The following is a 13,267-nucleotide window of genomic DNA, read 5'->3' as shown; positions in this document are numbered from 1 at the left end:
CACTGTGTAAGATACAGTGATTTCAAGCGTTATGAATTATGATTAACGCTATAAACATTCTAGAAAGAAGGTTATAAATCCTTTTTTTATAATAAAAATGCTACAATCCATGATATAATTCATTAAATTTCTAGAATATAATACATTTTCATAGCATAAACGTAATTAAATGTCATAGAAAAATATAAGATACAGTATGTTTTAATCGAATCTTTTTAAGTTCTAAAATCATTATAAATACTTCAAAAATCGGGTAGGAGGTAAATAATTAATTTATTTCCCCAAGCTACTCCTAACTTCCGAAGGTTTTTGGTTCATACTCTGTTTTCCCATGTCCATGAGACCTCCCCAGGTAAGAACAACAACCTTCCTCCCATGTAACCGCCATATTTACTGTATAGCGTTCGGGGAGTATTGGACTTTCACCACTAAGTTGTTGCACATGCTGGGCACACATAAAAAATAAGTTAGGTATAGAACCTAACTTATTTTTTCAACCTTTCCCAACTAGTTACCCCTAATGAATGAATTTCTTTATTATTTTTATCTAAAATCTTATGAAAATATTGGAGCATATTTCCATTCATATCTATTCTCTTATTGCCAGATAATATTGTATCTCCATAAGTCGTTTCTTTTTTATATAAAATTTCAAATTCATTTAACATATAGTTTTCATAAACATCTTCTGGAATGCTTTCCAACATCCAAGAAAGGTACTTAGTATTATTAACATGATTGTTATAATCAATATCTAATCTTCTTACATAAAAGTCAATATATTCTTCTACTTCTGCTTCCTTTTTAAAGTCATAAAAATAATCAAATGTCTTCTCATCTACAATATCTGATATTTCAATAAACTCTGTTGGTATTCTCATTGGTTTCTTCTTTTCCATATTTATAAATATCCAAACTGTAGAAGCTCTTCCTATTTCTATTTCTTTTTCATCATATATAATAAATTCTCTAGTAGCATAGAACCTATCTATACTAGAAGTCCAAGTTTCAATTGTTATTTGTTCTTTTACACTTGGATATCTATTGATCTTAACTTTCCAGCGGTTCAACATCCAACAATAATTTAAACTTTGCAGTTTATCAACTCCAAATCCAATATGTTCTGTATGTGCTCCCGATGTCTCTCCTAAATATGTGAGCATAGCCAAAGGTGTAGCCCGTCTATATTTATCCGCATCATAATAGGGTATCCTAAATGTTTTTTTATATTTAACCATTCGTTTATCAACTCCTCCAAGAATATTAACAAATATATTATTAACCTATATATTAAATAAAATTATTTAACTAAAGTAAATCTTAAGTTACATTTCTAATCCACCTTTTAGATTTAACCCTAGGTAGTCCTATAGCTGCTTTAATTATTTCTTCAGCAGAAACCAAAATAAAAACAACGTGAACAGGTAATTTAAGCAATAATACTCCAATAAACGCTAAAGGAACTCCCACTAACCATACTGAGCCCATTTCAAGATACATAGAGAATGTAGTATCACCACCACCCCTAAGCACTCCAACAATCAATGTAGAATTGAATGTTCTTATAAAATAAAAGAGTCCAGAAATAAATAGTAGTTTCCTAGATAAATTATATACATCTGGTTCAAGATTTCTAAATAATTTTAAAGTCGTGTCTGGTGTTAGGCTTAATACTGCCCCCAACACTAATCCTATTAATGTTGACATAGTTAAAAATTGTGTTGCATAGCTATAAGCTTCTTCTTCATCTCCAGCGCCAATTTTATTGCCTACCATAACTGTACACGCATTGCCTAACCCTCTGACCAGTACAAAAAAAATATTTTGAATAGTCCCTGCGACTTGGACTGCTGCAGTTGCTTCTACTCCTATTTTAGCATATGCTACATTATACATAACTTGTCCCAATGCCCAAAATGCTTCATTGATTATTACAGGATAAGTAGTTTTTAAATATCTGCTAACAAACTCTTTTGTCCAATCTGTTAATTCCCTTAAACTAGCTGCAAGAGGCTTTACACCTGTATATACAAAGTAAAAAATAAAACTAATTTCAACTATCCTTGCAATCAATGTTCCATAAGCCGCACCTTTTACCCCCAACTCAGGAAAACCAAAGTTACCAAAAATAAGTAAATAATTAAATATTGTATTAGTTATAAAGGATATAGCTGAAACTATCATAGGCATTTCAGGTTTCTCTATACTTCTTGATGCTATACTAAAAGCAAACCCTATACCAGTTATTATATAAGATAAAGATACTACTCGTAAATAATCGCATCCTAATTTGATTACTGTTTCATCATCAATGAAAAATTTCATAATCATTTCTGGAAAAAAGAAAGCTACTATAGTAAAAATAAATCCTGCCAAAGCACTTAGACTCACCGCTAATCCCAATACTTTCTTGATACTTTTTATATCCTTCTTTCCCCAAAACTGAGAAATAAAAATTGAAGAACCACTATTGATTCCAAAAATAATCAAAGAATAAAAAAAGAACAGTTGATTTGCTAGACCTACTGCTGAGATACTAGATTTACCTAATTCAGATATCATTAAGGTATCTACCATATTTAGTGAAGATGTTATTAAGTTTTGTAATGCGATTGGAATTGCTATTGCCAGCATGTCCCGTAAAAATTTTTTATTCTTCAAAATTTGTTTCATTTATTACCTCCAGTATATTATATTAAATAAATATATTAGTTGATTTCATTATTTTATTATACAATATTTCCCTTAAATTAGATATACTCATTCCTTAAATCTTTAATAATGAATAAAGGCACTCAAACCTTTGAGTACCTTTATTCATTATCGTCTTCCATATTCCGTATGATCATTTCCTAAATAATTAATATTTGCATAAATCCTCACCATATTACTGTCATCTTCATGTTTAATTTGAACATTAGTAGCTCTTCCATCATCTCCCCTTCTATTGAGATGATGATTTATAATCTCAGAAGCTATTTTTTCACTATATTCACCATCATATACCTTGTTATAATCATCTGCTGTCATTTCCAATATAGATTTGTGGACTCCATCTTTGACAATCCTCTTTTCGATAATATTATTAAATAACATACCTCTGCCTCCTTTATAATTATTAAATATTATTTAAATACTCTCTTAATATCTTCTCTTATAAAGGAGTTTTTTATGTGATTTTTATACGGAACTTAAATATTAATTTAAATTTTTCCCATGAACATCTGCACTGCAAATGATACTACTACAACAAGGGCAGATATAATAAATCCATGTAGCATTGGTAAAAAACCAGACTTTGATACTTCCTTAAAATTTGTTTTTAATCCAATTGCCCCTAATGACATTACCATAAAAAATTTACTTACAACTGAGATTTTGCTGCTAGCTAAATCTGAGATAGCACCTAAACTCTTTATACCAACCATAACTAAAAACATCATTATAAACCATGGAAATATCTTTTTCAAATTAATATTTCTTTTTTCCATATTAAATCCTGTAACTTTTTTAGAATTTAATCTTTCATTGATAAATGAAAATATTAACACTGCTGGTACTATTGATAATGTTCTTGTAAGTTTAACTATTAGAGAAAAGTTCCCTGCTGCATCTGAAAAAGCATATCCTGCTGCCACAACAGATGATGTATCGTTTACAGCTGTCCCTGTCCATAAGCCATATCCTAAATCACTCATTCCAAAATACTTTCCAGCTATGGGGAACAATACTACCATAATTATATCAAATATAAAGGTTGCAGAAATTGCATAAGCTATATCATTAGGTTCTGCATCTATGGTAGGTGCAATGGCTGCAACCGCAGAGCCTCCACATATTCCAGTCCCTGCTGAAATAAGACCAGAAAGCTTCCAATTCATTTTAAATAATTTGCCTAAATAATATCCTCCTGCAAATGCAGTAAATAATGTAAATATCATAACAAATAATGAATATTTTCCAACTTCAAAAACCTGAGAAAAGCTTAAAGTTCCACCCATTAAAATAATAGAAAACTTCAATATCTTTTTAGAGACAAAACTCATTCCATCATTAAAGATATTATAATTTGAAACAATTGGATTAATAGCCATACCTAAAAGTAATGAAAATACTCCTGCACTAATAAGTTTTCCTGGAATAAAATCACTAATAATTATGGCCGCATAAGCTAAAATTACTGTTAGTATAATTCCTGATAGATATTTTTTTATAATTTTCATATTTAACCTCCTATCATCTTATACTATTGATTCTATTGCCAATCTAGTATAAAATCAAATTATGATTTATTATATATCAATAAATATAACTTATATATGGAGGATATTATGATTGATTTTAGATTAAAGACTTTCCTAATGCTTTGTAAGGTATTAAATTATACAAAGACTGCTGAAATTTTGCACATTACTCAACCAGCTGTATCTCAGCATATTAAATATTTGGAAGATAGCTATAATGTAAAATTATTTAATTATATTGGTAAAAATTTAGAATTAACTGAGGCTGGAGAAATACTATATAACTATACCCTTGCAATGAAAACAAGTTCAGATAGGATTAAACTTATTCTATCATCTCCTCAGCATGGCAATTACCCCATAACCTTTGGTTCGACTCTTACAATTGGTGAATATACAATGTCTAATTTACTTTCAAAATTATTATTAGATTTTCCAAATATTAATGTTACAATGGAAGTTGGAAATACTAAGGTATTATTGGATAAATTACGAGATGGAAAGATTGATTTTGCCATACTGGAAGGTCATTTCGATAAATCAGAATATAATTCAATATTTTTTTCACAAGAGAGCTTTATAGGAGTATGCTCTCCTGAACATTATTTTGCAAATCAAAATATTTCTTTTCAAGATATTTTTAATGAACCTTTAATTCTTAGAGAGAAAGGTTCTGGAACAAGGGATATTTTTGAACAGATTCTATACGAGCATAATATTACAATGAAAAGCTTTAAACACATAACTCAAATCGGAAATATAAATGTAATAAAGGAATTGGTGAAAAAAAATCTAGGAATTACATTTTTATATAAAGAAGCAGTTAAAGCAGATCTTGCCAATGGCAGCCTTGTAAAAATAAATCTAAAGGATTTTGATGTAGAACGAGAATTTAACTTTGTTTTTCTAAAAGATAGTCTCCACTATACTGAATACCTTCATTGGTGTAATTATTTTCTTTCAATAAAATAATTATAATCATGACCACCCGTAAAATGGGTGGTTTGCTCTAGCCCTATAAAAACATGGTACTTGCTGTGTCTTAAGACACATTGAAAGGTCTGACAACCGCTTTGTTTTCTCAAGCAAACCCTAAAGAGGCTTTTTTCTTGTCTAGCCTTTTATTTTTTCCCCAGTGAATGGATCAACAAACTCTTTCATACTTAATTAGTCATATTCTATATCTTCTTGTAATTGTTTCTTTATATACTCCTCAATTACTTTTTTATTTCTACCTACTGTACTTACATATGAGTGTTATATATTAGGAAAACCAACAAGCTCTGTTAATGTGTAGGTGTCTTATCCTACCTGTAAATGCGAGTTGACTTCGATATACTGGATAATGCTGCGTAGCTTGTCGATGTTCTCGTATTTTCGGAAAGTTGTTAAAAAAGGATTTTCGGTGTCAATTCCATTTTCCAGTTCGTCCCGCTCTTTTTTCAGATTGGCAATCACGATGCTAATGGCTTCATTTTGCTGTTCATAATCTTCACTCATGTGGCGGTAATCAATTATATGTGATATGACCGTCTTTCCAGTCCTGATAAAGTGCTTGCTTGTACCGCATGATTTTGGCAAACTCTTTTTCTTTTGAGGTAATCAGTTCATTCAGCCGTATCAACTGGCTTTTTTGAGCGGGGTCAAGTTGATTTTTGATACAATAGCGGAATAGCTGACTGCAAGATGTACCTGTTGCCGGATTGCATAGAGTACAGCCGCTTCAAGCCTTGTGCTTTTAAAGTGCATAGGCTGTGTCTGTCCGTTGGGGCATTTGTACTTTAATCTCTAACTTTGCTTGTAAACGGAAGGGCACATAATACCGTGGTCGTTCAGATGATTCGCAATAGCCCTGACGGTCATACCACTTAGACACACGGAAAAAATCTGCTTTACCACTTCAGCAGCTTCATGGTCTACTAACAAAGCGTGTTTATCATTGGGGTCTTTGATGTAGCCATGGGGGCATAGGAACCGATAAATTCCCCATTGCGTTTCTTGTAGTCAAATACCTGACGGATTTTCTTTGAGGTCTGGTAGCAATACTGGTCGTTCATTACATTCGTTATAGGAACAAGAATACTGGATACACTGTCAGGGTTCAAATAACTGTCTATGCTCTCTGCCAAGCTGATAAAGCATACATTCACCTGAACAAACAAATTTTTAATCAGGCTCCCTGCGTCCGTATAGTTACGGGAAAGGCAGGAAAGGTCTTTGACAATTACGCAGTTTACCTTTTTCGCGTAAATGTCGGCTAACAGTCTTTGAAAATCTGCCCAGTTGGTGTCTATACCTGTGCAATCGTCATCAACGCAGGTTTCAGTGCTTTCAAATTCATCAAGGCGTTGCCTGTAATAATCATCAAGCAGTTTCTTTTGATTGATAACGCTGTTGCTGTCGTCCTTACCACGGTTCAAGTCCTCTTTGGATAACCGGATATATTTTGAAAAATTCCAGCGTGTAGGATTATACGAAAATTGAGAAACAGCAGTATTTGTTTCCCTGTTTTTGATTCGTGCCATGTTTCCTCCTTTCTATCACATTACACCTATATTATACCATTTCAGCATAAAGCGAACAATGTTGTCGAGGGTTTTAAAATACCGTTAGATAACTGATATTACCTACTTCGGGTCAAGTTGCCCTGAAGTGACATGATCAATTACAGGCCGCTTTTCTGACGTATAAGAAAGTTTGTAATTCACCCTGCAAGGATGGGCCGTTCTCCGGGAACTCTACCTTTACCGCAGTATCTCCATGGCGGAAACAGTAAGAGCTTTTTACCTGCTTCAAAATATGTGCCGCACGTTCCCTTTGAGGCAGGCTGTTATCAAAGTTGATTCCGCTAACATCTGTCAACTGTGATTTATCCACTGTGGCAATATTAACATCTTGCATTGTGTTAATCTTTCCTCACACTTCGGGCCAACTTGATCCGAAGTTCAAATCTCCATTTATCATCACTAGGGAGAATACCGCACCGTTATAGGTCACCTTGTCATAAGACAGAAAGAAGCGGCGCGACAGTCAATGCTGTAAAGCGTTCAAACTGTAAGTATCATTTGTATCAATCAAAAGATTATCGCCGAGCAGATTGCCATATCTGTCTTGTCTCAGTAGATAGAGTCTTGTCTCAGTAGATAGAAATCGCTCACGCTCCGTTTGGTCTTTCCCCCTTTCAACGGGGCGGTTCTGGCGTCCCCCGTGGCCCGACTCCCTTTTGATTGGACGTATCCGGGTATCGGTATTCAATTGTCAAGGAGCAGCAGATGGAGAAGAAACTCCTTCTAATAGCCATATGATTTGAAAGGCACATTCGCAGGAGATAGTTATACTTTTTTCAAAAATTCCTCCATGTTTTTTAATCCTCTTTCAATGGTATCTCTGACTGCGCTTTCATTTACGCGCTCTACCCGTGCAATATCCAACTTACTCATGCCAAGTATGTAGTGGTGTAAATTCGTTTTCCCTGTTTGTCCGGTAAGGAAGCGATTGCGGAGTGTAGTAGTTCGATAGTAATTTTTCATTCGTAAATCTCACAAGGAAAAAGGGATACAAAAAGAATATCCTTTTCGATTCCGTCGTCAGCGTCCAGTGAATAGTGGGCTTTGTTATAGAAGTGGCGGTGAATGTAATTCTTCTCTAAGCGTTCCTCTTCCAGCAAAGCGTCCCTGATTTCATCAGGTATCTCAACAAAAAAGTCTGAATTATAAAACGGGTAATAATTCCGCAGATTAATTTTAGCCATAGGCCGTTCCTCCATTTCGATTTTTTAGGAAATAGTGAATCGAAATGGAGCAGGAGGGGAACGACAGCAGGGCTGAATTTCGGGCCAAGTTGCCCCGAAGTGATATGGCTTGTCCCATGCATTATCAATGAAAAAAGGATACAAAAAAACACCTAGATGCAAAATTATACAATAGGTGTCGAATGAAAAATGACCGTACTGGTGGATTGGTTTTAATTGTAATTTTTTAAAATTAAGCAGAAAAAAACTTCTGCTATATACAGCCGTTACAAAGAAGTAGCGGCCCCTCCATGATAACAAAAATCGACTTCAGATACATGGAAAACCTCCATTTCCAAAACCACCCAATAGAAAAGAGGGCGCACTTATCATACCCTCCGTAATCATTATTTTGAAAAAGAAAGATGGTGGTTCTGATTTTTCATTTCAAAACCGTCGTCAGGCTGGATATACCGCAATAACAACGGCAAGAAACCTAAAAATAAAATAAGCCGGTAATTGTGATTTCACTCACGATTATCGGCTCTACGTCTTAGTGTCTGGCTCTGTTATAGTAGATATCTTCAGTTTTTTTGCATTAATAATTGTTTCATGTTTGCACTTGGGACAAAACAAGGAAAAATTATTTAGCACCGTATCATGCCGCAATTTTACTCTCGTTTTGCTGTTGCAGATTGGACACAACAACCATTCTTCTTTTCTTAAAATGATATATCACCTCACTGTACTTAAACTTTTAGTGTAGTATGATGAAATCTGAAAACTTGTAATATTGCTACTTCCGTTTTATCCACATAAAGCAAATAGCTGCTCCGATTAGAGTTATATATCCCATAATAATATACGGTAATTCAATATTACTTTCATACAGATACCCAGATAACAGAGGGGCAACGACTTTGCTGAGATTTCCGGCGGTACTGGCAAATCCCATGAGTGTTTCTTTGTGCTGATTGGCTACTTTTAAAAGACTTGCGTTTAGTGTAGGTACCGTAATAGCGGAAGATACCGCGAACAGGCTGAAAACCACCAGCACACTGACAAAGTCTGACGTCAACACCATAACAAAAGCAACCAACACTTTGCAAAATACGCCTATCAATATTAGTAGCTTCTCGTCGGTCTTTTTTTCTAAAGGTCCGGTCAAAAATCCTTGTACTACAATCAAAGCACCTGCCATCACCATCCAAATAACACCAACTTGCTCAGTGGTAAACCCAAACTTATCAACGACATACAGCCCCGTAATACCTTGAAAGCCGGTTTGACAAAAATTCACGATGAATATAAGTATCAGAATAATTCCCATGGAGCAAAGAAGCATACTTCTCAGATATGAAAAATCAAAGGATTCTATTTTGTGCGACTGTACTGATCCGCTCGATTGCCCCCGGTAAAATCGTTACAATTAATATAAAGGCGATAAATGAAATTCCGGCTCCTGTAAAGAATGAAAGCGCAAGCGAATACTCCGCAAGAACGCCGCCTAATAACGGCCATATCATTACGCCTACACTCATTGCGGCTCCGAACTGGAATCTCCCAGACGCAACGGACGTAGCGGATGACAAAATACCAGATAAACTGTGGGCGATAAACAGCGTCCAAAAGGAGGAAGCCAAACCAAATAGGAACAAGCTGATGGCATAGCATATAATACCAACGCTGATAATCGGCTTTCTGCCAATTCGGTCGTATAACACTCCCCAAAACGGGGCACATACTGTTTGTGTCAGTGCATACACGGAAGTAAACCAGCCGAGTTCCCTGCCTCCCACACTGAGGTTTTCCATGTAAAACGGCATAACTGGAAGTATTAGGCTATATCCTAACGCAATCACAAAGATAGCAATCTTCAAGGCGAACATAGGCTTTTTATTCATTGATCGTCACCGTTCCCGCAGCCCCGTCCACCATTATCATTTGTCCGCTCTTGATGGTTCGCGTAGCCATGTGTGTTGCCATGACGGCAGGGATGCCATATTCTCGGGCGACAATACTTGAATAATGGCTGAGAGGACCGCCAATGTCCGTTACAATCGCACTTGCGGAGGCAAACAAAGGTGTCCATGCAGGAGTTGTGGTAACGGCAACCAACACACTTCCCGGCTGGAAGCTTTCAAAATCTGCCGGGCTATTCAGTACACAGGCGGGAACCGTCACAACTCCTGTACTGGTACCAATGCCCGTCAACATAAGTTTCCCGTCTTTCCGCTTCTGCGGTGCCTTTGATATGCTTTTTGCATTCTTCTCAGGTAACTGAGCTGGCGGCACATAACCCCGATACTTTTTGAGTTCCGCTTTTCGCGCAGGTATCGCCCCGCTCACATCAGATAAAGGAATATTTTTATCTAACTGTGCTATGAGTGATTCCAATTCCAATTTTGTGAGCCAGTAAATATCATCCAGATGTGAAATAGCTCCGCCGCGTATGAAGCGTTCTGAAATTTCCTGAAACATACGGCGAATTAATGGATGCCCCATTCCCATCAAATAAATAGCGTTTTCACGCATGGGAGTGGTTGCCTGTGCCCAATGAAGTAGATTAAAAAACAGTTTTTTGCGCGAGCCGCCTATATGCTGTAAGATCTCTTCTTCTGTCTGTTTCCTGCGCTTTTCAAATGTGCCTTGGCGTAAAAAAGGACTTTCCCCTTTTCCTTCCACAAATATTTTTATAGATTCAAGGGTAGGCATAAGCGTTTCCTGCGGTGTGGAATACGCAAAATCAAATTCATAAGCGGTACGGCCAAATTCTTTGAAATACTGATTGATTCGGGTTTTCCATTCTATCCATGCTTCCTGCGAAACTCCGGCAGGCAGAACCGAGGAAATGAAATCTTCTGCTATCTTTGTTGTCGGATTGTTTTGCAGATAAAGGTCTAGGGTGTTATTTTGCTTTGCCCATTCCGAAGGGCTCCATAGATTCTTTTCCGATTGCAGAGCAATCGTATCAAACCCAAGCAGGAAAACGGAAGTATCTGTCATACCGGCTCGGCGGGCCGCTCTCTGAAATAATCTTGTAAATAATGTTTCGCTAATAGAGGCGGCGGGCAATGTAAGCTGAATCCTTGTAAAATAAATACACGCGGCATAAAATACGCTCTGAATACCTTCCATTATTTGATGGGCATTCAGCGTATGCAGGGGCTTTTCTTCCCATTGTTTAATCACATCTTCAAATTCTTTTCGAGCCGCTTCCCAACGTGCAACGCTATTCTTGAGCGTTCGACGCAAAGAGCGGGGCGAAAGGGATTTGACGGCAATCAAAAATGGCTTTGACTTAGCGGAAAGATAGACATATCCATTAATAATCGTGTATGCTCCATTTTCCGGCAGTAGCTTTTTGCGCTTTTATCAAACATATCTACCCATAAAAGCGCCGATACACGGTTGACAATTTCAAGGCCAAGCGTGGCGAACAAGGGTGTAACGGGATTTGGCAAGTGTTCTGCCAGACTGCCTCTTGTGTAGATAACATCTTTTTCCGGCAATACCCATTCCGGCGGCAAGACAGTAATGGGGCGAGCCTGAACAATATACAATTTATCTTTTTCCAGTGCCCATTCTATATCCATAGGAATTTGATAATACTTCTCAATTTTTTGCCCAAGCTGTGTCAGTTGCATGACTTGATCGCGAGTAAGAGCATGTTTTTTTCTCAACCGTTCAGGAACTGGGATTTCTTCCGTTCCGTTTGAGGTGCGAACCGTCATAATCTCTTTGTTTGCCGCTTCATACGATACAATTCGTTCGGCGTTCTTATCCACAACGATTGTATCGGGGGTGACTAAGCTGGAAACCATTGCTTCACCAAGCCCCCATACAGCATTAATAATCATTTCGCTACATCTGCCATTGATAGGGTTTAGCGTAAACATAACGCCGGACGCATCGGAAAACGCAAGCTTTTGTACGACTACAGCAAGCGCAACAACCTCCTGTTTTATATCATTCTTCACGCGGTAAGCAATCGCGCGAGCTGTCCACAGGGAAGCCCAGCATCGCTTTACAGCGGTAAGGACTTCATTCTCACCCTGTATGTTAAGATAAGTTTCCTGCTGGCCCGCAAAAGAAGCGTCAGGCAAATCCTCGGCGGTCGCGGAGGAACAGACTGCCACAGCGAAATTCCCTAATCCGGCATAAGCGGTTTTAATTGCCGCCGACACTTCCCTCGGCATTTCTCCATCATGGAAAAGTGTTCCAATTTGCTTAGATACATCTTCAAGCTGGCTAGTATTGTTGGAATCAATACCGTCTAGCAGCTTATTAATTTTAGGCTGAATATGGTTCATTTCAATAAAAATCTGGTATGAGGCAGTCGTAACATGAAAACCGTCCGGCACAGGGATGCCCGCTGTCAAGAGTTTTGATAAAGACATACCTTTTCCGCCGACTATTTCAATGGTTGCCTGTTTATGTGCCAAGGGCGGGATATAATAAATCATAATTTTTCACCTCCACCATTCATAATTCCGTGTAGAAATATATTCATTGTTTCCTCTAGCATTTTTTCTGGACTGGCTGACGGTCGGGACGTGTATACAATTGCTAAAATGGAATTAATCAGCAACCGTGCTATGAGATCAACATCCATTTTGCGAAAAATGCCTGCAGCTACTCCATGTTCAATCACGGATTTTATAATATCCTGATATGAGTAACGCGCAGTTTTCAGCCGCTTTCGATATTCTTCTTCTAAATAGTCAGATTCTGCATTTAACCACATAAGCACAGTTCGATACTGCTTTGGTACTTCAAGATGATTCATCATAATTTTTCTAAGGCACTGTTCCGGCGAGGATTCATCAGCAATAATTCTTTGAACTTTTTGAATGGTTTCTTCTATTTTCTTCTCAACTACGTATACAATGATCTCGTCTTTTGTCTTGAAAAAATCATACAGACTGGACTTTCCCATGTTTGTTGAAACTGCGATTTTCCGCATTGATGTTTTTTGAAATCCATTTTCCTCTATGAGCCGCAAAGCAACATCAATTATTTCTTCCCGACGCGCTGCTTGTTGTTCAGGTGTAAGAATAATTCCTTTTGGCATGTGATGATACCTCCTTGTAGCGACCAACGGTCACTTGTCAAGATTGATTTTTCATAATGATAGAAAAAGATTCATTTCAGTTCTGCCACTAACCAGTAAGCAGGGCAAATTTATTGACACTTGCACATTTTTGAAATTTTCCCGTACGGGAAAATTTCAAAAATTGCTTATTGGGGAGTGCCTTCCCCAAACCCTACGACTTCGGGCCAAGTTGACCTG

Annotated in this window: 15 protein-coding genes and 1 pseudogene; 1 reads left to right on the top strand and 15 read right to left on the bottom strand. The window is 37.0% G+C overall.

Annotated elements, in window-relative coordinates; genetic code table 11:
• Positions 1-485 precede the first annotated feature (485 nt).
• From ABWP20_RS14060 to ABWP20_RS14045, 4 genes are all read right to left on the bottom strand, one after another.
• Entirely contained in the window at positions 486-1,238 is a 753-nt protein-coding gene (locus ABWP20_RS14060) for an acyl-[acyl-carrier-protein] thioesterase (RefSeq protein ID WP_353096610.1), read from the bottom strand.
• A gap of 82 nt (positions 1,239-1,320) precedes the next feature.
• Entirely contained in the window at positions 1,321-2,673 is a 1,353-nt protein-coding gene (locus ABWP20_RS14055; protein WP_353096609.1) for an MATE family efflux transporter, read from the bottom strand.
• Between the two features lie 147 nt (positions 2,674-2,820).
• Positions 2,821-3,096: a hypothetical protein gene (locus tag ABWP20_RS14050; RefSeq protein WP_353096608.1), complete on the bottom strand. Its 276-nt coding sequence runs from the start codon at positions 3,094-3,096 to the stop codon at positions 2,821-2,823.
• A gap of 107 nt (positions 3,097-3,203) precedes the next feature.
• Positions 3,204-4,223 (bottom strand): YeiH family protein, encoded by a 1,020-nt coding sequence (locus ABWP20_RS14045; protein ID WP_353096606.1) that lies wholly within the window; start codon positions 4,221-4,223, stop codon positions 3,204-3,206.
• Positions 4,224-4,331: 108 nt separating this feature from the next.
• Here ABWP20_RS14045 and ABWP20_RS14040 point away from each other — a divergent pair, with 108 nt between their 5' ends.
• Entirely contained in the window at positions 4,332-5,216 is an 885-nt protein-coding gene (locus tag ABWP20_RS14040) for a LysR family transcriptional regulator (protein ID WP_353096605.1), read from the top strand.
• A gap of 195 nt (positions 5,217-5,411) precedes the next feature.
• On the opposite strand, the pseudogene ABWP20_RS18495 reads toward ABWP20_RS14040, so the two are convergent.
• The 11 genes and pseudogenes from ABWP20_RS18495 to ABWP20_RS13985 all read right to left on the bottom strand — a co-directional run.
• A pseudogene (locus ABWP20_RS18495) lies at positions 5,412-5,495 on the bottom strand (IS200/IS605 family transposase); the annotation flags it as partial.
• 537 nt (positions 5,496-6,032) lie between these two features.
• A complete protein-coding gene (locus ABWP20_RS14030) occupies positions 6,033-6,143 on the bottom strand; it encodes a hypothetical protein (protein WP_503012541.1) in 111 nt (36 codons plus the stop codon).
• Between the two features lie 20 nt (positions 6,144-6,163).
• A complete protein-coding gene (locus ABWP20_RS14025; RefSeq protein WP_353096603.1) occupies positions 6,164-6,769 on the bottom strand; it encodes a recombinase family protein in 606 nt (201 codons plus the stop codon).
• A 136-nt stretch (positions 6,770-6,905) separates the two neighbouring features.
• Positions 6,906-7,145: a DUF6870 family protein gene (locus ABWP20_RS14020; RefSeq protein WP_353096602.1), complete on the bottom strand. Its 240-nt coding sequence runs from the start codon at positions 7,143-7,145 to the stop codon at positions 6,906-6,908.
• Positions 7,146-7,770: 625 nt separating this feature from the next.
• The gene (locus ABWP20_RS14015) at positions 7,771-7,995 is read right to left on the bottom strand and encodes a hypothetical protein (protein ID WP_353096600.1); all 225 of its coding nucleotides are present in this window, start codon (positions 7,993-7,995) and stop codon (positions 7,771-7,773) included.
• Between the two features lie 525 nt (positions 7,996-8,520).
• Positions 8,521-8,679, bottom strand: coding sequence for a cysteine-rich KTR domain-containing protein (locus tag ABWP20_RS14010; protein WP_353096598.1), 159 nt, complete (start codon positions 8,677-8,679; stop codon positions 8,521-8,523).
• A gap of 91 nt (positions 8,680-8,770) precedes the next feature.
• The gene (locus tag ABWP20_RS14005; protein WP_353096597.1) at positions 8,771-9,304 is read right to left on the bottom strand and encodes an MFS transporter; all 534 of its coding nucleotides are present in this window, start codon (positions 9,302-9,304) and stop codon (positions 8,771-8,773) included.
• Positions 9,305-9,338: 34 nt separating this feature from the next.
• A complete protein-coding gene (locus ABWP20_RS14000) occupies positions 9,339-9,878 on the bottom strand; it encodes an MFS transporter (RefSeq protein WP_353096596.1) in 540 nt (179 codons plus the stop codon).
• Positions 9,871-11,262, bottom strand: coding sequence for a PEP-utilizing enzyme (locus ABWP20_RS13995; RefSeq protein ID WP_353096595.1), 1,392 nt, complete (start codon positions 11,260-11,262; stop codon positions 9,871-9,873). The genes ABWP20_RS14000 and ABWP20_RS13995 overlap by 8 nt, the downstream gene beginning before the upstream one ends.
• Positions 11,259-12,440 carry a PEP/pyruvate-binding domain-containing protein gene (locus tag ABWP20_RS13990; RefSeq protein ID WP_353096593.1) on the bottom strand — a complete coding sequence of 394 codons (1,182 nt, stop codon included), beginning with the start codon at positions 12,438-12,440 and terminating at the stop codon, positions 11,259-11,261. Before ABWP20_RS13990 ends, ABWP20_RS13995 begins: the two co-directional genes overlap by 4 nt.
• Positions 12,437-13,048, bottom strand: coding sequence for a TetR/AcrR family transcriptional regulator (locus tag ABWP20_RS13985; RefSeq protein WP_353096592.1), 612 nt, complete (start codon positions 13,046-13,048; stop codon positions 12,437-12,439). The genes ABWP20_RS13990 and ABWP20_RS13985 overlap by 4 nt, the downstream gene beginning before the upstream one ends.
• Positions 13,049-13,267 lie beyond the last annotated feature (219 nt).

It is taken from the genome of Tissierella praeacuta, from assembly GCF_040396155.1.
GTDB lineage: Bacteria > Bacillota > Clostridia > Tissierellales > Tissierellaceae > Tissierella > Tissierella praeacuta_A.
This window is presented reverse-complemented; position numbering and strand designations above follow the sequence as displayed.